Consider the following 21,096-nt stretch of genomic DNA (forward strand, 5'->3'; position numbering starts at 1 on the left):
CGGCCACCGGTCGACCGGGACCACCGGCTCGTGAGTCGCATAGGGTGGAGCTCTATGAGCACCGAGACCGCTGGAGATTCCGTGGCCGCCGAAGCGTCGGCCGACTTGCAGACCCTGCTGAAGCTGCTCGATGTGGAGCGCGTCGACGACGACGTGTTCATCGGGCAGCATCCCGAGCAGGTCGGCCCGCGGACCTTCGGCGGTCAGCTGCTCGGCCAGGGGATCGTCGCGGCGGGCCGCACGCTGACGCGGGGTGCGCCGCCCGTCCACGCGGTGAACGCGCATTTCGTTCGCGGCGGCGACGTCACGAAGCCCCTCGAATACCGGGTCGACCGATTCCGTGACGGGAAGCCGTTCGCCAACCGGCAGGTCACCGCGATCCAGGACGACGAGGTGATCTTCACGATGCTCGTCGCTTTCCAGAACAATGCGGCCGGGCTCGAACACGCCGTCGACATCCCCGAGGTCGCGTACCCGGAGGATCTTCCGCCGATCAGCGAGCATTTCGAAGGCTATGAGGAGACCGTCGAAGCGTTCGTGAACGCGCTCCACCCGATCGACGTCCGGTTCGTCAACGCGCCCGCATGGAAACTGAAAGGGACCGGCGAGCACCTGAACCACAATCGGGCGTGGATGAAGACCGACGGCCCGATGCCCGACGACCCGCTGCTGCACGTCGCGGCGCTCGCATACTCGTCCGACACGACAGTCCTCGACTCGATCATCACCACCCATGGCCTGTCGTGGGGGTTCGATCGTCTGTTCGCGGCCACCGTCAACCATTCGATGTGGTTCCACCGCGAGTTCCGGTTCGACGAGTGGCTGCTGTACGCGACGGAGTCGCCGGTCGCCGCAGGATCGCGGGGCATCGGGTCAGGGCGCCTCTTCACCCGTGACGGCGTGCTCGCCGCGTCCGTCATGCAGGAGGCGTTGATCAAGTACTTCCCGCCGCGCTCGTGACCGCTCACGCGTTGGACATCCGGTTCCATCTGCCTCCGGGGCCGCCGCTGAAACCCAAGCGTTGGCAGCGTCGGTACAAGTGGCCCATCCGGATCGCCAGCATCGTCGTCGTACTCGTCGCGATCATCGCGGGAACCATCGCGGTGATCGAAGGCTTTCACGAGCGGTCGACGATCACCGCGACTGGGGCGGTCACCGTCGACTGCGGTACCCGAGCCGTCGCCGGTTCGATTCCCGTCGCATTCGGCGACACCGTGACGATCTACGACGCGACCGGTCGCGAGGCGGGGCGTGACGAGCCGCTTGCCGTCACCCGTCTGTCACGTCTCGAAGCGTTGGCGGGTGAGACGTGTCTCGCCGAGTTCGAGGTCCGGGATCTCCGGGTGGTGGATGTCTACGTCGTACGGATCGGTGACCGTTACCGCCAGGTGGTAACTCCGGCGGCGCTGTCGAGCGGCTACCTGTTCGCCTAGCGGTCTAGCAGCCGACGTACCGCCGCGACGACGGTGGGATCGGTCGTCTCCAGACCGTGGGAAGCGCCGCCGCCCGGCCCGGTCGAACCCGGATCGTCGACGATTGTCGTCGCCGACAGATGGACGGCGTCGACGCCGATCTCTACGAGCGCCGGTACGGTGTCCGGCCGGACACCGCCGCCCGCCATGATCTGCACACCGGTGTCGGCGTCGACGAGGGTCGCCACCACATCGAGTCCCGACGCGGCGGTCGGCGCGCCCCCAGAGGTCAACACCCGGTCGACACCGAGTTCGGCGAGCACCCGCAGTGCCTCGAGCGGGTCGGCGGCCGCGTCGAGGGCCCGGTGGAATGTGACATCGACGTCGCCCGCACGCCGTGCCGCGGCGATCAATTCGGCAGTCGCTTCGCGGTCGACGGAGCCGTCCGCGTTCAGGGCGCCGATCACTACGCCCGATGCGCCCGCGTGTACGACGTGGGCGATGTCGCCCGCCATCGTCGTGACCTCGGCCCGCGTGTAGACGAATCCGCCCGGCCGTGTCCGGATCAGCACGTGGACGCCGATGTTGGCGGCGACGGCCCCTTCGAGCGAACTGAGCGTCGGAGTCAGGCCGCCGGTCGCCCCGAGTGCGGCACACAGTTCGACGCGGTCGGCTCCGCCGGCGAGCGCGACCGCCGCGCCCGCCGGTGCCTGGACGGCGATCTCCAGAGCTGTCACCGCAGTGGATGCGACAACGGGACGTTGACCCAACTCGGCTGTGCCGGATCGATCTCGATGTATTGCGGGCGTAGCTGCGACGACCACAGTTCCGGCCCGAGCGGGACGGACTTCGGGAAGTTGAACGCATAGACGTCGATGCGGAGCCGGTCGCCGGGTTGGAGCTTCGCCTGAGTCGCCGACATCGGGATGTCGACGTTCAGAACCTGTCCGGGTTTCACCTTGCGGTAGTCGGACACTGTCAGTTTCGGGATCGCGTCGGTCAGGTCACCGTTCGGGCCGTACGAACTCCGCTCGGTGTCTATGGCCCGCAACGACACCATCAGCTGCCCCATCGAGACGGTCGTCGATCGGCCGTCGGGGGAGACGACATTGACCGTCGCATGCCAGTAGCCGTCGGTCGCGTTGAGACGCTGACGTAGATGGACGACCGGGGTGCCGCTAATGCTCGTCGACACCTTCGCCGGTGCGGACGTGAACGTCTGCGCGGCGACTTCCGAGACCCGAGAGTCCTTGCCGCAGAAATCGAAGATGGCGGTGATGCCGACCGCGGACTGGGCCGCGTCACGACTGCACAACGGCGACAGCCCCGGTTTTACCTGCCGGGTGGCTCGGGCCGCGGGCTTCGACGCCGACAACGATCCGTCGCCTGCGACCGGTGTCCGCGTGGTGCCCGACGACCTGCCCGACAAATACTGCCGCTGGTAGGTGTGCCCCGGGAGCGGGTAGGTGGGCCCTTGAACGAACCATCCGCTCGGCTCGGACGCGAGCGTCGCGGGCGAGTAGCGGTCGACGCCGTTGTCGATCCCCTTGAGCCATTTGTCGTACCAGGCACGCGCGAGCACGTCGATGCGCGGCGGATAGCCCTTCTGGCCGAAGTTCGAACTGGACGTGATGTGGTAGCCGTCGTCCATGACTAGCTTCTTCTTCGTGTTCGGGAGCTGCGTCAGCCCCTTCAACAGACGTGACTCGCTATTGGTGAACAAGTCGTTCCAGCCGCCGATCGCGAAGGTCGGCGTCGTCACCTTCGACACGTCGGTGAACATGGACTTCCGCCGGTCCGAGCCTGCTGTCACGAGCTGTCGGGTGGTGCCGCGCAGCGACTTCGGCGACTTCGCCGTCAGCGCTTCGATCAGCACGTCGAAATAGGTAAGCGGATCCTTGACCCGGTCGGCGAGCCACCGCCAGTCGAACGTCCCGTTGAGCATCGAGGCGACGTTCGGGATCAGCTTCGAGGCGTTCACCAGGCTCAACCACGGCGCGAGGAAGCCGAAGCCGACGCCGCCGCCGGGGGCGATGACGTCTTGGATGAGGTCGGCGCCCGGGACCACCGGGAAGATCGCGTCGAGGGCACCCGGCTTGTCCGCTGCGGCCTGCAACTGGTTGATCGCAGAGTAGGAGACGCCGGACATGCCGACTTTCCCGTTGCCCCAGGTCTGCTTCTTCGCCCAGTCGACGACTTCGACGGTGTCCTTGCGTTCGCGGTCGCCGAACACTTGCCAGGTGCCCTGCGAGAAGCCAGTTCCGCGGACGTCGACGACGACGACGTTGTAACCGCTCTTCACTAGTTGGGGGTCATACGCGAACGTGTTGATCAGGCCACCGCGGAGCGCGCCGACCAACTCGTTGTAGCCGGACAGGAAAGTTCCCCGGGCGTTGATTCCGTTGAGCAGATCGATGAGTTGGGGGACCAGGGCGGGGTAGTTCATGACCTCGGACGCCAGAGCGGACACCATCTTGGTGTACGGCGTCATCGTCACGATGGTCGGCAACTTGGTGTCGACCGTCTTGCCCGCGCGGTCCGTCGGACGGATCACATTGGAACGCAGCACTGTTCCGTCGCTCATGCGGATCGGCACATCGGGTTTCACGGTGTAGCCCGAGTACTTCTGCGGACCGTCGTGAGTGCGCGTCCACTTCGCGCCGAGCGCGCCGTAGACGTCGGCGTTAGCGTCGGACGACGAGATGGGCATGAGCCCGGCCCCCGCGACGAGAGTCGTCGCCGCGACGAGCGCGATGGTCAGATGCCGGATCGTCCGGCGCAATGGTGTGATCACCCGTTCACAAACCTTCCCCGAAAGGCCAGATCTGGAGCGAGCGATGCGCTGCCGACACCTTTTCGTGATCTGACTCTCAAGTAACCATAAGGGTTCGATCAGTCACTGTCGAGCAGAGGCCGCACCCGTCGGTGAGCGTTTCCGGTGACCCGAGTTGTCATCGCGTGGATTACTCCTAGTAGAGTTTCACCTCGCACTGATCCACCAGCCCCGGTGGCGAAATAGGCAGACGCGCCGCACTCAAAATGCGGTCTCGAAAGGGGTGCCGGTTCGAGTCCGGCCCGGGGCACATTATCCACCGCGACAGGCCACCGCGACAGACAAGGACGAGAGCGACTTACGCGATGACAGACGAGAAACCGAGCGGCCGACAGGCGAGCCGGGTCGTTGTCGCCGAGGACGATTCGCTGATTCGGCTCGACTTGATCGAGATGCTGCGCGAAGAGGGCTACGAGGTCGTCGGTGAAGCGCCGAACGGTCAGGTGGCCGTCGAACTCACCGAACAGCTGTTGCCTGATCTCGTGATCATGGACGTCAAGATGCCGGTGCGCGACGGTATCGACGCAGCGAGCGAGATCGCATCCAAAAGGTTGGCCCCGGTAGTCATGTTGACTGCCTTCAGTCAGCGCGAGTTCGTCGAGCGCGCTCGCGACGCCGGAGCGATGGCCTACCTCGTCAAACCGTTCACTCAGGCCGATCTCGTGCCAGCGATCGAAGTCGCGCTGAGCCGGTACCGCGAACTCAAGCTCCTCGAAGCCGAAGTCGCCGACATGTCCGAGCGTTTCGAGACACGCAAGCTCATCGAGCAGGCCAAGGGTCTACTCATGGCGAAGCAGGAACTCACCGAACCCGATGCGTTCCGCTGGATTCAGCGCAACGCCATGGATCGTCGAGTCACCATGAAGGCGGTCGCGCAGGTCGTCGTCGAGACCCTCGGCTGACGGGCCGACCGGGCTGTCGGAGCCACGCCTTAGACTCACTCGTGTGAGTGCAGCGAAGAAGACCGAGACCCGACCGACCCTCATGCTGCTCGACGGGCATTCGTTGGCCTATCGGGCCCACTTCGCCCTGCCGCCGGAGAACTTCACGACCAATACCGGCCAGCACACCAACGCCGTCTACGGCTTCACGTCGATGCTGATCAACTTGCTGCGCGACGAGGAACCGACGCACGTCGCCGCCGCGTTCGACGTGTCCCGCAAGACTTTTCGTGCCGAAATGTTCCCCGAGTACAAGGCGCAACGCAGCAAGTCGCCTGACGAGTTCCGCGGTCAGGTCGACATCACCAAGGACGTGCTCGACGCCATGGGCATTCCGGTGATGGCTGTTGAAGGATACGAAGCCGACGACATCATCGCGACGCTAGCGACACAGGCCGATGCGGCGGGCTATCGGGTCTTGGTGGTGACCGGCGACCGCGACTCGTTGCAATTGGTCAACGAGAACATCACGGTGCTATACCCAAAGACCGGTGTCTCTGTCCTCACCCGATTCACGCCGGAAGAGGTCGAGAAGAAGTACGGCCTGACGCCGCAGCAATATCCCGACTTCGCGGCGCTCCGCGGCGACAAGAGTGACAACCTACCCGGGATCCCGGGCGTCGGCGGCAAGACTGCGACCAAGTGGATCGTCGAGTACGGCTCGCTCGAACAGCTCTTCCACCACGCCGACGAGATCCGCGGCAAGACCGGCGATTCGCTGCGCGCGAACCTCGCGTCCGTGCAGATGAACCGGACTCTCACCGAGATGATCCGGGACATGGACTTGCCGGCCGGTCCGGACGAACTGAAGCTGCACGCGTGGGATCGCGACCGGATCCACGCACTGTTCGACGACCTCGAGTTCAAGGTCCTGCGCGATCGTCTGTTCTCGACCCTGACGTCGACCGAACCCGAGGCCGAGGAAGGTATGGAGGTCCACGGCGCACGGTTGGGCACCGACGAAGTCGCCGCGTGGCTCGACGCGCATGCCCGCACTGGTCGTTCGGGTATCGCCGTTGACGCGCGGCCGGTCGTGGTCGGATCGGATGTCGACGGTCTGGCGATCGCCGCCGCCGACGGCGAGGGAGCGTTCATCGATCCGGTTGCGATGTCGGCGAACGACGATGCCGCGCTCGCCGCGTGGCTCGCCGACCCGTCGGTCGTCAAAGCGGTGCACGAAGTGAAGTGGGCGGTGCACGCGGTGCGCGGTCGTGGCTGGAGCCTGTCAGGTGTCACGTCCGACACGTCACTCGCTGCGTACCTGGTGCGGCCTGGCCAGCGCACCTTCAATCTCGACGATCTCGCACTGCGGTATCTGCGGCGTGAGCTCAAGGCCGACGACAGCGTGGACGACGGGGGACAGCTGTCGCTTCTCGACGACGACGCCGATTCGGCGCGCGCCGCCGAGTCGCTGATGTTGTCCGCGCGTGCGGTAGCCGAACTCGCTGACGCGCTCGACACCGAGTTGGAGCGGATCGATTCGACGGCGTTGCTGACCGAAATGGAGCTGCCGCTGGCGTTCGTGCTCGCCGACCTCGAAGGGATCGGGATCGGCGTCGACGTCGACCACTTCGCGGATCTGGAGTCCGAGTTCGCTCAGCGTGTCCGCGATGCGGCCGAGTCGGCGTACGAGGTGATCGGTGAACAGGTCAATTTGGGTTCACCCAAGCAATTGCAGGCGATCCTGTTCGACAAGCTCGAGATGCCGAAAACCAAGAAGACGAAGACCGGGTACACGACGGATGCCGATGCGCTCGCCGGGCTGTACGAGAAGACTGAGCATCCGTTCTTGAAGTTTCTGCTGGAGCATCGGGATGCGACTCGGCTGAAGGTGACTGTCGACGGCCTGCTGAAGGCTGTTGCCGACGACGGGCGCATCCATACGACGTTCAATCAGACGGTCGCGGCGACCGGTCGTCTGTCGTCGACGGACCCGAACTTGCAGAACATCCCGGTGCGGACCGAGGCCGGTCGGCAGATCCGCGGTGGGTTTGTGGTGGCGCCGGGAGCCGATTTTGAGTGTTTGATGACGGCCGATTACTCGCAGATCGAGATGCGGATCATGGCGCACCTTTCGGAGGACGCCGGGTTGATCGAGGCGTTCCGGTCGGGTGAGGACCTGCACAATTTCGTCGGTTCGCGCGCGTTCGGCGTGCCGGTCGACCAGGTTGACGCGCAGATGCGGTCGCGAGTCAAGGCGATGTCGTACGGGCTCGCGTACGGCTTGAGCGCGTACGGCCTCGCCGCGCAGTTGGGTATCGGCCGGGAAGAGGCCAAACAGCAGATGGAACAGTACTTCGACCGATTCGGTGGGGTGCGTGACTATTTGCAGGACGTCGTCGTGCAGGCACGGCGCAATGAATACACGGCGACGCTTTTCGGGCGCAGGCGCTACCTTCCCGATCTGAATTCCGACAATTTCCAGCGGAGACAGTCGGCCGAGCGGATGGCGCTCAATGCGCCGATCCAGGGGACCGCCGCGGACATCATCAAGGTCGCGATGATCAACGTCCAACGGCGGCTGAGCGATGAGGGGCGTCGTTCGCGCATGCTGTTGCAGGTACATGACGAACTCGTGCTCGACATCGCGACCGGCGAACGCGACGTGATCGAAGCACTCGTCCGCGAGGAGATGTCGGGGGCGATCGACTTGTCGGTCCCGCTTGAGGTCTCCGTCGGGGTCGGGCGGACGTGGGACGCTGCCGCGCACTGATGAGTAGCCATGAGACTGGCCCGATGAGACTCGCAGTACTCGACGGCGACGGTATCGGCCCAGAGGTGGTGCCCGCAGCTGTGTCTGTCGCTGAGCATGCGCTCGATCGGCAGGGCGGCCGAGTCGAGGTCACGCGACTTCCGTTCGGCGCCGCGGCGATCGAATCCCATGGGGTTCCGATTCCCGGTAGCACTCTCGATGCGCTCGCCGACTTCAATCTGTGGCTCGTCGGCCCGCACGACAGCGCGTCGTATCCGCCGGAGTTGCGGCACCCGGCGCCGGGGGCGGTGATGCGCAAGCAGTTCGGCTTGTTCGCGAATCTGCGGCCCGCGCGTGCCGTCGCAGGTGTCCGGGCGACGGCGCCGGACATCGACGTGCTGATCGTGCGCGAGAACAGTGAGGGGCTCTACGCGGACCGCAACATGGCGGTGGGCAGCGGTGAGTTCATGCCGACTCCCGATGTCGCGCTGTCGGTCGGGCTGATCACACGGGCCGCGACCGAGCGGATCGCGGTCGAAGCTTTTGAGGCTGCCCGACGGCGTCGCGGCCACGTCACGATCGTTCACAAAGCCAATGTGCTGCGGCTGACGACTGGCCTCTTCCGCGATGTCTGTCTGCAGGTGGCACAGCGATATCCCGATGTGCGCGTCGATGACGAGCACGTCGACGCGATGGCCGCGCTGCTCGTCCGCCGACCGGCGGACTTCGACGTAATCGTCACCGAGAATCTGTTCGGCGACATCTTGTCCGATCTGGCGGCGGAACTCTCCGGTTCGCTCGGCTTGGCCGCGTCGCTGAATTCGTCCGCTGATCGGGCGATGGCGCAGGCCGTCCACGGTGCGGCTCCGGATATCGCCGGCCGCGATGTCGCGAATCCGGTCGCAACAGTCTTGTCAGTCGCGATGCTACTTCGCTGGCATGGCGAGCGGTCTGTGGCGGACGCGAGCGTGCGTGCCGCCGACGCGATCGACGCGGCCGTGTCCCACGTACTCGCCGACGGTGTGCTGACCGCTGATCTGGGTGGTTCCGCGAGCACAGCGGAGCTAACGAGAGCGGTAATCGAAGCCCTGTGAGGCCGGGCCCGAAGATTCTGGTGTCTTATCGTTCGTGGTGAACGATAAAACCCCGAAGTATTGCGGCATCACGAGTTCGGGGCGATAGACCGCGCGTTGATCGTGTCGATAACCTCCTGGATGCACCGAGCGGGCTCGTCACTGAGCATGTGCCAGTTGTACTGGAGCTCGCTCCACCGGTTCCGTTCGAGATAGTTGGCTTTGGCCAGGTCGTTGCCGTGTCGACGAGCGTCTCGGTGAAAGGCCCACCCGGAGATCTCGACGCCGAGCCTGACTTCGGGCCACGCGAAGTCGAGTCGCCACCCGCCGATCGGATGCTGCTGGGTCCAACCGGTCACGCCCCAGCTCTGCAGGAGCCGGACGAACAGTCGTTCCGCTTCGGATTCGCTGTCGGACGCCGCGACGTTCACGAGCCGGCGGGCCGCGACCATGCCCCGCACCCCGGCGTTGTCGTCGACCGAGCGCCGCACTTCATCGAGGCTGACTGCGCGGGTCTGGAGCATCCGATCGAGGAACTGGGCGCCGGTCGGCAGCTCGACCGCTGTCATCAACGCGGTCAACGGCCGATACGTGACCGGGAGGTCGAGCACGTAGGTGACGGATTCGGGGCGGTACTGCCGCCGAGTCGCGCGCACGTCGACCGGCCAGCCGGGCGTCGCTCGCCGGTGCACCGCTGACAAGGTGATGCCGACCGGGAGTTCGCGGAGCATGCCGTGCCACCACGCCGCAGTCGTCCCATCGGCGACGCCCCGGTAGGTGAGGACTGCGGCTCGGACCATCGCCGCTTCGGTGTACGGGTGGGCGGCCGACCGGTAGACGCCTCGACTCAGGGAGAGCCATTCACCACGCTTGAGTCGTCCCCGGATGTCACCGTCGCTGAGGCCGCACGCGTGCGCCTGCGCAGTATTGATGACGCCGTCGTGTGTCGCCAGTTGAGCTGCGACTGCTCCGAAGTCCCCCACATACCGTTAGACGCGTCGGCGGACTCTTCGGTTCCGTTAGGGGACCCGCGAGCGTGTCGCCGTCGATGATTCCGCCATACTCGTTTCTCGGGCCAAGTAGTTTCGTGCAGACCGACGAGAGGACATCGACGATGCCGGGGCGTATGCGACTGTTCGCCGCCGTGACAGCGTGCGCGGCTCTGCTCTTGTCGAGCTGTGTGGTCGACGAGTCCGCGTTCGACATCAAGCCGATTGCTATCCACGTCGACGAGCAACCAGCGATCGCGTCGCTCGTGCCTCCGGACGTCCGCGCGGGCGGGGTGCTGAAGGTCGGCACCAACCCGCCGTATCAGCCGAACGAGTTCAAGGACCGGGACGGCAACATCATCGGTTACGACGTCGACCTCGTCGACGCGATCGGCGACGTCCTCGGGCTGCGAGTGGTTTACACGCAAGCCGACTTCGACAAGATCATTCCGTCTGTTCAGGCCGGAACCTTCCAGATGGGGATGTCGTCGTTCACCGACTCGCTCGAGCGGGAGAAGCAGGTCGACTTCGTGACCTATTACACGGCGGGGATTCGCTGGGCGGCGAAACCGGGGCGAGACATCGACCCGGACGACGCGTGTGGGCTACGTATCGGAGTGCAGGTGTCGACGACCGAGGACACCGACGAGGTGCCTGCGAAGAGCGAGGAGTGCCTGGCGAACGGGCAGGACCCGATCGTGAAGGTCGCCTTCGACACCCAGGACCAGGCTGTTAACGGCGTCCTTCTCGGTCAGGTCGACGCGTTCTCCGCGGACTCTCCGGTCACCGCGTACGCGGTGAAGAAGACTGACGGGCAACTCGTGGAGGTCGGGCCGACGTACGATTCGGCCCCGTACGGATTCCCAATCAAGAAGGGATCCGAGCTCGCCGAGGCAGTCCAGCGGGCAGTGCAGTACTTGATCGACAACGGGCAGTATCGGGAGATCTCTGAGCATTGGGGTGTGCAGGCGGGAATGATCGAGACATCGCAGATCAACGGGGCACAGGAGTAGCTCGGATGGCGGATAATCAGACATCGCAGGTCCCGGCGCCGATCAAAGCGGTTCCGCTCAAGCATCCCGGACAGTGGGTCGTCGGCATCATCATCGTCGTGCTGGCCGCCCTGTTCGTGTACGGCGCCGCGACGAACGACGACTATAAGTGGAGCACGTACGGCGACTACTTGTTCGAAGAGCGGATCCTGTCCGGGGTCGGCTACACGCTGTCGCTGACGGTTCTGTCGATGATTGCCGGCGTGATCCTCGGCGTCGTCGTCGCGGTGATGCGGATGTCGCCGAACGCTGTGTTCCGGTGGTCGTCGTGGGTGTATCTGTGGATATTTCGCGGGACACCGGTGTACGTGCAGCTCGTGTTGTGGGGTCTGGTCGGGTCGCTCTACCAATCGGTGAAGATCGGCGTCCCCTGGGGCCCGACCTTCGTCGAACTCGACATCCAGGAGTTCAGCCTCAAGCACGTCTTCATCATCGCGGTCGTCGGGCTGGCGTTGAACGAGGCCGCATACATGGCGGAGATCGTCCGCGCCGGCATCTCATCGGTTGGTGAAGGTCAGATGGAGGCGTCGACGGCTCTCGGCATGTCGTGGTGGCAGGCGATGCGGCGCACCGTGCTTCCGCAGGCGATGCGCGTGATCATCCCGCCGACTGGCAACGAGGTCATCTCAATGCTGAAGACGACGAGCCTGGTCTCGGCGGTGCCGTTCACCTTGGATCTGTTCGGTCGTCAACGTGACATCTCGGGCGTCAACTTTCAGCCTGTCCCGATGCTGATGGTCGCGTCGACGTGGTACCTCGTGGTGACGAGCGTTCTGATGGTCGGCCAGCACTACTTGGAGAAGCACTATTCGAAGGGTTCGTCGCGAAACCTGTCGGGTCGACAGCTGGCCGCTCTCGCTGCGGCCAACGAACCGATTGTCGAGGAGGGCAAGTGAACGGGGGTCAAGTGGGTTCCGACGTGCCGCCGATGGTCTCGGCCGACCGCGTCTACAAGAACTTCGGGGCCCTCAACGTCCTCAACGGCGTGTCGCTGGAGGTACAGCGTGGTGAGGTGGCGTGCCTGATCGGCCCGTCGGGGTCAGGGAAGTCGACGTTCCTGAGGTGTGTCAACCATCTGGAGAAGGTGAACGCCGGACGGCTCCTGGTCGACGGCGACCTGATCGGCTACCGGGAGAAGGCCGGCCGACTCTATGAGCTGAGCCCTCGCGAAGCCGGCCGCCAACGCCGCGACATCGGCATGGTGTTTCAGCACTTCAACCTGTTCCCGCACCGGACGGTCGTCAACAACATCATCGAGGCTCCGGTGCTCGTCGCGGGCGAGTCGAAGGAGTCGGCGACCGAGCATGCATTGGCGTTGCTCGACCAGGTGGGGTTGCGCGCGAAGGCCGACGCCTACCCGACGCAGCTGTCGGGTGGTCAGCAGCAGCGTGTGGCGATCGCGCGGGCGCTCGCGATGAAACCGAAGCTGATGCTGTTTGACGAGCCGACGTCCGCACTCGACCCGGAGCTCGTCGGCGACGTCCTCGAAGTGATGCGCGGTCTCGCCGACGGTGGGATGACCATGCTGGTCGTCACCCACGAGATGGGCTTCGCACGCGAGGTGGCCGACCAACTGGTGTTCATGGACGCCGGTGTCGTCGTCGAGCAGGGCGATCCGAGGAAGATCCTTTCCGATCCGCAGCACGAGCGGACCCAAGGCTTCCTGTCGAAGTTGCTGTAGCGGATCAGGCGACCAACGCTCGGGCGTACCGGTCGCTGATCACCCGCTGAATCGTGGTCGTGACTGGCCCACCCAGTCGTGCGAGGCGCGTCGCCGGTCGCGAGACTCCGCTCAGAACGAAGCGGACGATTCCGTCGTCGAGGATGACGTCAAACGACTCTTCACCGCACTCGGGGTGGCCAGGGAGGGTCGCGTATGTGAATCCGACGCGCGTCCGTTCGTCGGCGGTGTCTACAACGCGGACTGGTCCGCCGATCCGCCGCCGGCCGAGCCCGATCGAGACGACGGCGACTGCGCCCACCTCGATGGTCGGTGTACTCGTAGCGACGTGAACACCTGAACGCATCTGGATCTGCCAGGTGAACAGGTCGGAGCGGGCCCTTGGAATGCGTTGACGCCGCTGCCGATGACCGTGGTGCGAGTCAAATGCTCGCATCCAGCGGGGATTACGTCGCCGTCGCCTGCGCGGAACGAGAGCGGCAGGGACTCGAGTCGACTGATCGTTGCCGATTCCAGTCGTTCGGCCTTGCGGTCACCCGACATGCGTTGCACCGTACCGCTCGATCGACGATTCCGTTCGCTCACGCCGGCTTGTGAGTCACGAAAACGGCGGTGCCGGGGAAGTGGGATCCGCGTAACGGTGACCATTGCCCCCACTCCTGGTCGAGGTCGTCGGGCCACTCGGGTTCGACGACGTCGTCGAGAACGAGCCCCGCGGAGACGATCTCGCGGATTCGGTCGCCCATTGTCCGATGGTGCTCGGCGTAGGTGACGACGCCGTTGTCGTCGGCCTCGGTGTACGGGGTCCGATCGAAGTACGACATCCGAACGACGAGGCCCTCTGGGCCAGGATCGTCGAGGAACATCCAGCGCATCGGATGATTCGTCGCAAACACCCAGCGTCCGCCGGGACGTAGTACGCGCGCCACCTCGCGCATGGCGCGCGCCGAGTCGGCGACGAAAGGTATCGCGCCGAATGACGAGCACGCGATGTCGAACGACGAGTCCGCGAACGGCAGTCGTTCGGCTCCGGCCTGGACGAGCGGGACGCGATGGTCGTCGAGCCTCATCGCATCGACGGCGTGCGCAAGCATCCCCGCGGACACGTCCAGGCCTACGACGCGTGCGCCGCGCGCGGACAGCCACCGTGCGCACGGGGCCGACCCACACCCGACCTCGAGGACGTCGCGGCCGTCGACGTCGCCGAGCAGAAGCACGTCTTCTTCGCGCAGACGTTCTGGGCCCCAGACGAATTCGCCTCCGGGGGTGGTCGAGCCGATGAATGCGCCGTGCTCGACGTGGTACTCGTCAGCCTCGGAGTCCCACCACGAACGGTTGGCGCGTTCGCTGGCGGGGGAGTCGACGTCGCCGAGTATGCGCGGCGGGCGCGAAGAATCAGCAGGCACGACCGGCCACCACCCTCTCAGTCCGCGCATCGCCGTCCCAACGCCGTATCGCGGTGGCGCGTGCGACGATCGGTTCACCGAGCAGCGCAGCGGCCTCGGCGACCAGTTCGACAGGCGCATGCCGCGCGAGCGTGACATGCGGCGTCCATGAGCCCGGGACACAGTGCGGGCCGAGGTCGGTCACTGCGTCGCCGCAGAGCCGGTGAACTGTGGCGTGCACGGCCAGCAGTTCGGCGGACGGTACGACAGAGGCCGCCACTGTGAAACCCGACCGTGTCGGGAAGAGGAGCGGTGCGCCGAGAACAAGGTTAAGCGGCAACCGTTGTGCGATCGCGGCGACCGACGAGTCGGCGCCGATGACCGATGAGCCGGCCAACAAGGTGCAATGCGGTCGGACGGTCGACGCGTCGACTGTGTGCGGTGTCCGAAGGCCGATCGCATCCAAGGCGCGCCAGATGTCGCGGACACGTGAATCAGCGACATCGTCGAAAAGTAGTTCGATGGAGTGAGCCACGCCGACGATCATCCCATCCCTGGCGGCGCTGAGTGGGGACCGCAGGCAGACCGGTCACGGTGCGAGAGTTCGCATTTGTGCAGGCCAACGGCGGGTAGTAGGCTGGTACTCGCGCATGTCCGTCATGCGCGCACACAATTCTCGGATTTCGGGTCTGGCCTGCACGGACAGCTCCGGAAGACGTACCTACTACCTACCTGTCCGGAGCAACTCACCATATGTCGTCCCCCACGATCACCTCGCCGCAAGTAGCCGTCAATGACATCGGCTCGGCTGAGGACTTTCTCGCCGCCATCGACTCCACGATCAAGTACTTCAACGATGGCGACATCGTCGAGGGCACCATCGTCAAGGTCGATCGCGACGAGGTTCTGCTTGACATCGGTTACAAGACCGAAGGCGTCATCCCCTCGCGCGAGCTGTCGATCAAGCACGACGTCGACCCGAGCGAAGTCGTCACCGTCGGTGACGAGGTCGAAGCACTTGTCCTCACCAAGGAGGACAAAGAAGGCCGTCTGATCCTGTCGAAGAAGCGCGCACAGTACGAGCGCGCCTGGGGCACGATCGAGGAGCTCAAGGAGAAGGACGAGGCCGTCAAGGGCACCGTCATTGAGGTCGTCAAGGGCGGCCTGATCCTGGACATCGGTCTCCGCGGCTTCCTGCCCGCCTCGCTCGTCGAGATGCGTCGCGTCCGCGACCTCCAGCCGTACATCGGCAAGGAGGTCGAGGCCAAGATCATCGAGCTCGACAAGAACCGCAACAATGTGGTCCTGTCGCGTCGCGCATGGCTCGAGCAGACCCAGTCCGAGGTCCGCAGTGAGTTCCTCAACCAGCTGCAGAAGGGCCAGGTCCGCAAGGGCGTCGTCTCGTCGATCGTCAACTTCGGTGCGTTCGTCGATCTCGGCGGCGTCGACGGTCTGGTCCACGTCTCGGAGCTGTCGTGGAAGCACATCGACCATCCGTCCGAGGTCGTCACCGTGGGCGACGAGGTCACCGTCGAGGTCCTCGACGTCGACATGGACCGCGAGCGCGTCTCGCTGTCGCTCAAGGCGACGCAGGAAGACCCGTGGCGTCAGTTCGCCCGCACCCACGCGATCGGTCAGATCGTTCCGGGCAAGGTCACCAAGCTGGTGCCGTTCGGTGCGTTCGTCCGCGTGGAAGAGGGCATCGAGGGTCTGGTCCACATCTCCGAGCTGGCCGAGCGCCACGTCGAGGTTCCGGACCAGGTCGTCTCGGTCAGCGATGACGCGATGGTCAAGGTCATCGACATCGACCTGGATCGTCGTCGTATCTCGCTGTCGCTGAAGCAGGCCAACGAGGACTACGCGGAAGAGTTCGACCCCTCGAAGTACGGCATGGCCGATAGCTACGACGAGCAGGGCAACTACATCTTCCCGGAGGGCTTCGACGCCGAGACCAACGAATGGCTCGAAGGCTTCGACAAGCAGCGTGAAGAGTGGGAGGCCCGGTACGCCGAGGCCGAGCGTCGCCACAAGATGCACACCGCTCAGATGGAGAAGTTCGCTGCGGCTGCCGCCGAGGCGGAGAACGCTCCGACCGACTACTCGTCGTCGTCGGCCAGCGCTAGCCCCGCCGCCACCGAGGCAGCATCGTCGTCCTCGGTCAGCGCTCCGTCAACCGGCGGATCGCTCGCCAGCGACGAGCAGCTCGCCGCTCTGCGCGAGAAGCTGTCGGGCAACGCCTGATCTATAGTCGCTTAGCGACATCACACTGCACCCCGGGACCACACGGTCCCGGGGTGCAGTGCGTTCTGGGGCCCGAATATCATTGCTGCCGTGGGCAATGAAGTGTTCTCGGGCGCATTGGCGATAGGCTCGGGCGTTGTCATCGGCGTACTGCTGTTCGTGCCGTTCGTCGCTGTCAGCTACCGCAGACGAGGCGGTCTGACGTTCGGCAGATCACTGCTGTGGGTCGCCGCGCTGATCTACTTCTGTGCCATCTGGACGTATACGCTGTTCCCCCTTCCCGACCCCGACCAGCTGGTGTGCGTGGGAACGAATACCGACGTGTGGCAGGCGGTGCGCGACGTTCAGGGGGCTCGCGATCGCGGCCACCCGTTCACTGACCCCGCGACACTGCAACTCGCGCTGAACATTCTGCTATTCGTGCCGTTCGGTGCGTTCGTTCGCATTCTTGGTGGTCGGGGACTGCCGACTGCCCTGTTCGCAGGCGCGGGTGTGTCGCTCTTCATAGAGACGACGCAGCTCACCGGTATGTGGTGGATCTATGACTGCGCCTATCGCGTGTTCGACGTCGACGACATCATCACGAACACGGCGGGTGCGCTCGTCGGGTCGATTGCGGCGCTCGTCGTTCCGAGTCGGATGCGCGGCGTCGGCCGCCGCCCGGGTAGTGGTCTGGCTCGGCCGGTCACGAAACCGCGCCGCCTCGTCGGTGCTGGCTGTGACGTGCTGTCTGCGGCGTTGCTGTCGGCGGCGGTGTCGATCGCAGTCCAGTTGTGGCTACAGTACGTCTCAGACGACCGGGCGGCAGTCCTCTCGGGCGACCTAGCGTCGATGCTTGGCGCGGCCGTCCCGGCCGCCGTGTGGTTCGTCGTGATTGCGTCGACTGGGCGGTCCGTCGGCGACCTCTGCGTTGAACTCGAGTATCGGGGCGGCCCGTTGCCGGCCGTGCTCGTGCGTGTGATGCGTTTCGTCGGCGGCATCGGAACCTACTTCGCGCTGACGCTATTACCTGCTCCGTACAGTGCTGCTGCCTGGGGGTTCGCCGGGCTCGCGGTGTTGGCGATGCTGTTCACCTCGCATGGGCGGGGCTTGCCTGCCCTCGTGTCGGGTAGCGCGCTGGTCGACACCAGGCCGGCGCCCGTTGTGGATTCCGATGCCGAGCAGAGCACGTACGCAGGCGAATCGACGACGTTCCGGGGATGACGGCGGTCCGCGACTGACGGGCCATTGCTCAGTCGAACCCGCAACCCATGCGTTGTTGACAATAATTTTCAACAGAGTGTTGACTGTGCGACATGGACAAATCGATCACACTACGTCTGGCCGCCTTCGCAATAGCGGGCGCCGCCCTCCTTACCGCATGTTCCGGAGAGTCCGACGAGGAGGCGACCTCGTCGCCGAGCGAGAAGTCCCGTGCCACACCACGTCTCGTGGTCGCCTATGACGGCGGTGTCCGAGTGTTGGACGGGAAGAGCCTCGAGCAGGTGTCCGACGTGGATCTCGACGGCTTCCTCAGGCTGAACTCCGCAGGCGACTCGCGCCACGTCGTCGTCACGACCGACGATGGGTTCCAAGTGCTGGACACGGGGGCCTGGCGGGAGTCGCACGGCGACCACAGCCACTATTTCACCGCGTCGCCGAGGATGACTGACATCGCGTTCGAGGGGCCAAAGCCGGGTCACGTCGTGGTCCACGATGACACGATCACGCTCTTCTTCGACGGCAGCGGTGAAGCGAAGACGATGCCGGGTGACGCGCTGTCGGACGGGCAGCCGGAGACCGTCGACTACCGTGCGCCCCATGCCCACCACGGCGTCGCGGTGAAGCGTGCCGACGGGACGCTCGTCGTCTCCCGCGGCGACGAGGACTCACGCACCGGGGTGGCGATCATCGGAGCCAACGGTGAGGCAATCGCGACCGACGACCGGTGCCCGGGCGTCCACGGCGAGGCTGCGGCCGCCGACGGTGCGCTGGCGTTCGGATGCGAGGACGGCATTCTGCTGGTCCGCGGCGGCGAGATCACGAAGGTGACGGCCCCCGACAAATATGCACGCATCGGCAACCAGGCGGGCGATGACCGCTCTCCCGTTATTCTCGGCGACTATAAGACGATCCCGTCCGACGCCCTGGGGGACGATGAGATCGAGCGGCCGCGAAAGTTCTCGCTCACCGACACTCGGACCGGGCAACTGCGGGTGGTCGACTTGCCGGCGAGTTACAGTTTCCGTTCGCTGGCCCGAGGCCAGGACGGTGAAGCCGTGATCCTTGGCACCGACGGCGCGCTCTACGTCTTCGATCCGGCGACGGGACGGCAGATCGCACGTCACCAGGTGATCGGGGAGTGGACCGAGCCCGCCGAGTGGCAGGAACCGATGCCGCTGGTCGAGGTTCTCGGCGGGACCGCGTACGTCAGCGATCCGGCCACTGACACGGTGATCGCCCTCGACGTGCTGTCGGGGTCGGAGGTTGCGCGGACCAGTCTCGACGTAAACGTCACCGAAGCTGCTGTCGTCACCGGATGACGGCCCGGACGGCGGTGGCCGGTGCTGTCGCGCGTCTGCCTGTGAGGCGTGGAGTAGCGGGCGTTGCCGTTCGCGGAGCGGGGTCGTACGATCAACCTATGCGAATTAGGTAAACCTAACTAAGGGGTGGTCGTATGGCTAAATCGGTAAGTCTCGGTGAGATCCAGGAGACGTTGCTCATCCCGCTCTACGGGCGGGCCCGCGATGCGCGGGCCACGAAGAGCGTGCTCGACGACCACACGGCAATCGATTTGGTTGGCGCGATCGACTACGACTTCGAAAAATTTCGCGGTCCGTCGTTGGTCGGTTCGGTGCTGCGCGCCGCCATCTTCGACGAGTATGTCCGTGACTTCCTGCGCGAGCATCCGGACGGGACGGTCGTCGATCTTGGGTGCGGTCTCTCGACGCGGTTCCACCGCCTCGACAACGGTCGTCTCAGATGGTTCGACCTGGATGTCCCGGACACGATGGCGTTGCGACGCAAGTACTTCGAGGATACTGACCGGTACACGATGATCACCGGTTCGATCTTCGACGAGGACTGGCACGATGCTGTGTCCGCGCGGGGTGGACCGATTTTCCTGCTCAGTGAGGCCGTGCTGCTGTACTTCGACGAAGGGCGGGTGCACGACGTATTGCACAGGCTGTCGAGCCGTTTCGCAGGCGGCCGACTCGCCTTCGACACCGGTGGTGCGCTGATGATGAAGTCTCAGGACTCCAATCCGGTGTTCCGGGCGCTCCCTGCGCGGATGGTGTGGACCTGCGGCGACCCGAAGACACTCGAGTCGCTCGGGCTTACGCTGCTCGACAGTAGGACGTTCGGCACGCCCCAGCCTTCGGTCGCGCATCGATGGCCGTCCTGGACGAGGTTCCTGATGACCGTCGTCGGCCGTTTCGCCCCGCCGGTGCGGTCGTACAAGATGAACCTATTCGAGATGTGACCGCGGTCAGGTCACCCTGGGGCGAGGCTCTCGCGTGTCAATTGCTGCTCGGCGACCTGGCGCAGACTGTCGAGTAGGGCTCGACCCGCCGGGCTGAGCGATCGTCCGGTGGCCACGGTGAGCCCGACGCTGTGGCCGACACGGCTCAGCTCGACGGGCAGCGGGCGAAGGAGCGCGTCGCCGCGCCCGATCAGGCCAGGCAGAACTGCGACGGTCTCGGTGCGCCGCAGCAGTTCGCGAACACTCAAGAAGCTCGTCGCGTCGACGCGGTTGGCGGAAAGCTTCGGAATCTTCATTCGGACGTTTCCTTACACAGATCGACTGCGCCGACTAAATCGATCAGGGCTGCGGTCAGGGCGCTCGTGGGATCGGCGAGGTCGAGGAGAACACGTTGAAGTGGTTGCGTCTGGCGACTGTCGTTCCGCCGGTCGTGACACTGCGGGACCACTGTGCGTGCAGGTCGGCGCTCTGTCGAGTAACGCCGTCGGTCTCGATCGCGGCGTCGGCGATGAACGCCGTATTCACGTCTGCAGTGCCCGTCGCCGATGGAGTGTCGCGGCGATTCCGCTCGCGGCGGCGCGCACGGCGTCCGCGTGCGGCTCCGGGCGATAGCGCGTCAAGGGGCCGGTGACGCTGACGGCGGCTACGACGTCGTTCGACCCGACGTCGAGGATCGGGGCGGCGACACACGCGATGCCGATCGTCGACTCCTCGAACTCGAAGGCGACGCCGTTCTCCCGGGCCGTGTCGAGCTGTGCGGCGAGAAGTCCCGGAGCGACGATGGTCCTCGGTGCGCGCCGGGGGAGCGGCGAGGACAACACCTGCTGACGCAACGAGGGATCGGCATGAGCGAGTAGGGCCTTACCGATCCCGGTGCAGTGCAGCGGCATCCGGCCGCCAGTCCGGGACGGCGCGCTCGCCTGGCGGTGCCCGCCGATCTTGGCTACGTAGAGGACTTCGTGGCCATCGAGGACGCCGAGATGCACGGTCTCCCGCGTGCGGGCGTACAGGTCCTGCAGAAACGGCATCGCTATCTCCAGCAGGCTGCGCTCGACCGACGCCCGCATGCCGAGTTCGAACAGACCGCCGGACAGCCGGTAGCCCGTGTCCGTCCGGTCGAGCATCCGTACGTCGACGAGTTCCCGCGACAGTCGGTGCGCGGTCGCCTTGTGCAGGCCCGTGCGGCGGACGATCTCGGCCAGCGTCAGCTCGTGATCGTCGACGTCGAACGCATGGAGGATCAGCATCACTTTGCCGATCACGGTGTCCGGGATCGCTCCGGAGTCGCTGGCCATGAGGCAACTCTACGCCGCGTATCGCTCAGCGAGACGATG

General features: G+C 65.3%; 21 protein-coding genes and 1 tRNA gene. 13 read left to right on the forward strand and 9 right to left on the reverse strand.

Annotated features, from left to right (window positions below):
* Positions 1 to 54 precede the first annotated feature (54 nt).
* Both MP11Mi_RS14550 and MP11Mi_RS14555 read left to right on the forward strand, forming a co-directional pair.
* Positions 55 to 960, forward strand: a complete 906-nt coding sequence (locus MP11Mi_RS14550) for an acyl-CoA thioesterase (RefSeq protein ID WP_420039607.1) — start codon at positions 55 to 57, stop codon at positions 958 to 960.
* On the forward strand, positions 957 to 1,433 hold the full coding sequence (locus MP11Mi_RS14555) for a hypothetical protein (protein WP_420039608.1): 477 nt from the start codon (positions 957 to 959) through the stop codon (positions 1,431 to 1,433). The genes MP11Mi_RS14550 and MP11Mi_RS14555 overlap by 4 nt, the downstream gene beginning before the upstream one ends.
* Here MP11Mi_RS14555 and MP11Mi_RS14560 read toward each other — a convergent pair.
* Complete coding sequence (locus tag MP11Mi_RS14560) at positions 1,430 to 2,149, reverse strand: copper homeostasis protein CutC (protein WP_420039609.1); 720 nt, start codon at positions 2,147 to 2,149, stop codon at positions 1,430 to 1,432. The two genes, MP11Mi_RS14555 and MP11Mi_RS14560, sit on opposite strands and share 4 nt — an antisense overlap.
* Positions 2,146 to 4,122, reverse strand: coding sequence for a CocE/NonD family hydrolase (locus tag MP11Mi_RS14565; RefSeq protein ID WP_420712885.1), 1,977 nt, complete (start codon positions 4,120 to 4,122; stop codon positions 2,146 to 2,148). Before MP11Mi_RS14565 ends, MP11Mi_RS14560 begins: the two co-directional genes overlap by 4 nt.
* A 291-nt stretch (positions 4,123 to 4,413) precedes the next feature.
* On the opposite strand from MP11Mi_RS14565, the gene MP11Mi_RS14570 reads away from it, so the two are divergent.
* From MP11Mi_RS14570 to MP11Mi_RS14585, 4 genes are all read left to right on the forward strand, one after another.
* Positions 4,414 to 4,495 (forward strand) — tRNA-Leu (locus MP11Mi_RS14570).
* 55 nt (positions 4,496 to 4,550) lie between these two features.
* Positions 4,551 to 5,147: an ANTAR domain-containing response regulator gene (locus MP11Mi_RS14575; protein ID WP_420039611.1), complete on the forward strand. Its 597-nt coding sequence runs from the start codon at positions 4,551 to 4,553 to the stop codon at positions 5,145 to 5,147.
* 82 nt (positions 5,148 to 5,229) lie between these two features.
* Positions 5,230 to 7,899: a DNA polymerase I gene (gene polA, locus MP11Mi_RS14580; protein WP_420042116.1), complete on the forward strand. Its 2,670-nt coding sequence runs from the start codon at positions 5,230 to 5,232 to the stop codon at positions 7,897 to 7,899.
* A 23-nt stretch (positions 7,900 to 7,922) separates the two neighbouring features.
* Positions 7,923 to 8,972, forward strand: a complete 1,050-nt coding sequence (locus tag MP11Mi_RS14585) for an isocitrate/isopropylmalate dehydrogenase family protein (protein ID WP_420039612.1) — start codon at positions 7,923 to 7,925, stop codon at positions 8,970 to 8,972.
* A gap of 68 nt (positions 8,973 to 9,040) precedes the next feature.
* On the opposite strand, the gene MP11Mi_RS14590 is transcribed toward MP11Mi_RS14585, so the two are convergent.
* The gene (locus MP11Mi_RS14590) at positions 9,041 to 9,934 is read right to left on the reverse strand and encodes a type IV toxin-antitoxin system AbiEi family antitoxin domain-containing protein (RefSeq protein WP_420039613.1); all 894 of its coding nucleotides are present in this window, start codon (positions 9,932 to 9,934) and stop codon (positions 9,041 to 9,043) included.
* A 131-nt stretch (positions 9,935 to 10,065) separates the two neighbouring features.
* On the opposite strand from MP11Mi_RS14590, the gene MP11Mi_RS14595 reads away from it, so the two are divergent.
* From MP11Mi_RS14595 to MP11Mi_RS14605, 3 genes are read left to right on the forward strand one after another with little or no spacing between them, the layout of a single operon-like run.
* The gene (locus MP11Mi_RS14595; RefSeq protein ID WP_420039614.1) at positions 10,066 to 10,953 is read left to right on the forward strand and encodes an ABC transporter substrate-binding protein; all 888 of its coding nucleotides are present in this window, start codon (positions 10,066 to 10,068) and stop codon (positions 10,951 to 10,953) included.
* A gap of 5 nt (positions 10,954 to 10,958) precedes the next feature.
* The gene (locus MP11Mi_RS14600) at positions 10,959 to 11,888 is read left to right on the forward strand and encodes an amino acid ABC transporter permease (RefSeq protein ID WP_420039615.1); all 930 of its coding nucleotides are present in this window, start codon (positions 10,959 to 10,961) and stop codon (positions 11,886 to 11,888) included.
* Between the two features lie 32 nt (positions 11,889 to 11,920).
* The gene (locus tag MP11Mi_RS14605) at positions 11,921 to 12,673 is read left to right on the forward strand and encodes an amino acid ABC transporter ATP-binding protein (protein ID WP_420042117.1); all 753 of its coding nucleotides are present in this window, start codon (positions 11,921 to 11,923) and stop codon (positions 12,671 to 12,673) included.
* Between the two features lie 4 nt (positions 12,674 to 12,677).
* Here MP11Mi_RS14605 and MP11Mi_RS14610 read toward each other — a convergent pair whose 3' ends face one another.
* From MP11Mi_RS14610 to MP11Mi_RS14620, 3 genes are all read right to left on the reverse strand, one after another.
* Complete coding sequence (locus MP11Mi_RS14610) at positions 12,678 to 13,109, reverse strand: DUF1990 family protein (protein WP_420039616.1); 432 nt, start codon at positions 13,107 to 13,109, stop codon at positions 12,678 to 12,680.
* Between the two features lie 145 nt (positions 13,110 to 13,254).
* Positions 13,255 to 14,109 (reverse strand): class I SAM-dependent methyltransferase, encoded by an 855-nt coding sequence (locus MP11Mi_RS14615; RefSeq protein WP_420039617.1) that lies wholly within the window; start codon positions 14,107 to 14,109, stop codon positions 13,255 to 13,257.
* Positions 14,069 to 14,593 (reverse strand): 2'-5' RNA ligase family protein, encoded by a 525-nt coding sequence (locus MP11Mi_RS14620; RefSeq protein WP_420039618.1) that lies wholly within the window; start codon positions 14,591 to 14,593, stop codon positions 14,069 to 14,071. Before MP11Mi_RS14620 ends, MP11Mi_RS14615 begins: the two co-directional genes overlap by 41 nt.
* A gap of 218 nt (positions 14,594 to 14,811) precedes the next feature.
* On the opposite strand from MP11Mi_RS14620, the gene rpsA reads away from it, so the two are divergent.
* The 4 genes from rpsA (at position 14,812) to MP11Mi_RS14640 (ending at position 19,762) form a co-directional block, all read left to right on the forward strand.
* A complete protein-coding gene (gene rpsA / locus MP11Mi_RS14625) occupies positions 14,812 to 16,299 on the forward strand; it encodes a 30S ribosomal protein S1 (RefSeq protein ID WP_420039619.1) in 1,488 nt (495 codons plus the stop codon).
* Between the two features lie 90 nt (positions 16,300 to 16,389).
* Complete coding sequence (locus tag MP11Mi_RS14630; protein WP_420039620.1) at positions 16,390 to 17,502, forward strand: VanZ family protein; 1,113 nt, start codon at positions 16,390 to 16,392, stop codon at positions 17,500 to 17,502.
* A gap of 92 nt (positions 17,503 to 17,594) precedes the next feature.
* The gene (locus MP11Mi_RS14635; protein WP_420039621.1) at positions 17,595 to 18,821 is read left to right on the forward strand and encodes a hypothetical protein; all 1,227 of its coding nucleotides are present in this window, start codon (positions 17,595 to 17,597) and stop codon (positions 18,819 to 18,821) included.
* A gap of 134 nt (positions 18,822 to 18,955) precedes the next feature.
* Positions 18,956 to 19,762, forward strand: a complete 807-nt coding sequence (locus MP11Mi_RS14640) for a class I SAM-dependent methyltransferase (RefSeq protein ID WP_420039622.1) — start codon at positions 18,956 to 18,958, stop codon at positions 19,760 to 19,762.
* 11 nt (positions 19,763 to 19,773) lie between these two features.
* Here MP11Mi_RS14640 and MP11Mi_RS14645 read toward each other — a convergent pair whose 3' ends face one another.
* From MP11Mi_RS14645 to MP11Mi_RS14655, 3 genes are read right to left on the reverse strand one after another with little or no spacing between them, the layout of a single operon-like run.
* Positions 19,774 to 20,058, reverse strand: a complete 285-nt coding sequence (locus tag MP11Mi_RS14645; protein WP_420039623.1) for a type 2 periplasmic-binding domain-containing protein — start codon at positions 20,056 to 20,058, stop codon at positions 19,774 to 19,776.
* 55 nt (positions 20,059 to 20,113) lie between these two features.
* Positions 20,114 to 20,287: a hypothetical protein gene (locus MP11Mi_RS14650; protein ID WP_420039624.1), complete on the reverse strand. Its 174-nt coding sequence runs from the start codon at positions 20,285 to 20,287 to the stop codon at positions 20,114 to 20,116.
* Positions 20,284 to 21,057 (reverse strand): IclR family transcriptional regulator, encoded by a 774-nt coding sequence (locus tag MP11Mi_RS14655; RefSeq protein ID WP_420039625.1) that lies wholly within the window; start codon positions 21,055 to 21,057, stop codon positions 20,284 to 20,286. The genes MP11Mi_RS14650 and MP11Mi_RS14655 overlap by 4 nt, the downstream gene beginning before the upstream one ends.
* Positions 21,058 to 21,096: the final 39 nt, after the last annotated feature.

Origin of the sequence: Gordonia abscondita, assembly GCF_032711245.1 — a bacterium.
GTDB lineage: Bacteria > Actinomycetota > Actinomycetes > Mycobacteriales > Mycobacteriaceae > Gordonia.

Bases quoted from the DNA above. Each gene is read 5' to 3' on its own strand.
- MP11Mi_RS14550 (WP_420039607.1), top strand. From the start codon at position 55: ATGAGCACCGAGACCGCTGGAGATTCCGTGGCCGCCGAAGCGTCGGCC.
- MP11Mi_RS14565 (WP_420712885.1), bottom strand. From the start codon at position 4,122: ATGCCCATCTCGTCGTCCGACGCTAACGCCGACGTCTACGGCGCGCTC.
- MP11Mi_RS14575 (WP_420039611.1), top strand. From the start codon at position 4,551: ATGACAGACGAGAAACCGAGCGGCCGACAGGCGAGCCGGGTCGTTGTC.
- polA (WP_420042116.1), top strand. From the start codon at position 5,230: ATGCTGCTCGACGGGCATTCGTTGGCCTATCGGGCCCACTTCGCCCTG.
- MP11Mi_RS14585 (WP_420039612.1), top strand. From the start codon at position 7,923: ATGAGACTCGCAGTACTCGACGGCGACGGTATCGGCCCAGAGGTGGTG.
- MP11Mi_RS14595 (WP_420039614.1), top strand. From the start codon at position 10,066: ATGCCGGGGCGTATGCGACTGTTCGCCGCCGTGACAGCGTGCGCGGCT.
- MP11Mi_RS14600 (WP_420039615.1), top strand. From the start codon at position 10,959: ATGGCGGATAATCAGACATCGCAGGTCCCGGCGCCGATCAAAGCGGTT.
- MP11Mi_RS14605 (WP_420042117.1), top strand. From the start codon at position 11,921: ATGGTCTCGGCCGACCGCGTCTACAAGAACTTCGGGGCCCTCAACGTC.
- MP11Mi_RS14610 (WP_420039616.1), bottom strand. From the start codon at position 13,109: ATGCGAGCATTTGACTCGCACCACGGTCATCGGCAGCGGCGTCAACGC.
- MP11Mi_RS14615 (WP_420039617.1), bottom strand. From the start codon at position 14,109: ATGCGCGGACTGAGAGGGTGGTGGCCGGTCGTGCCTGCTGATTCTTCG.
- rpsA (WP_420039619.1), top strand. From the start codon at position 14,812: ATGTCGTCCCCCACGATCACCTCGCCGCAAGTAGCCGTCAATGACATC.
- MP11Mi_RS14635 (WP_420039621.1), top strand. From the start codon at position 17,595: ATGGACAAATCGATCACACTACGTCTGGCCGCCTTCGCAATAGCGGGC.
- MP11Mi_RS14640 (WP_420039622.1), top strand. From the start codon at position 18,956: ATGGCTAAATCGGTAAGTCTCGGTGAGATCCAGGAGACGTTGCTCATC.
- MP11Mi_RS14645 (WP_420039623.1), bottom strand. From the start codon at position 20,058: ATGAAGATTCCGAAGCTTTCCGCCAACCGCGTCGACGCGACGAGCTTC.
- MP11Mi_RS14655 (WP_420039625.1), bottom strand. From the start codon at position 21,057: ATGGCCAGCGACTCCGGAGCGATCCCGGACACCGTGATCGGCAAAGTG.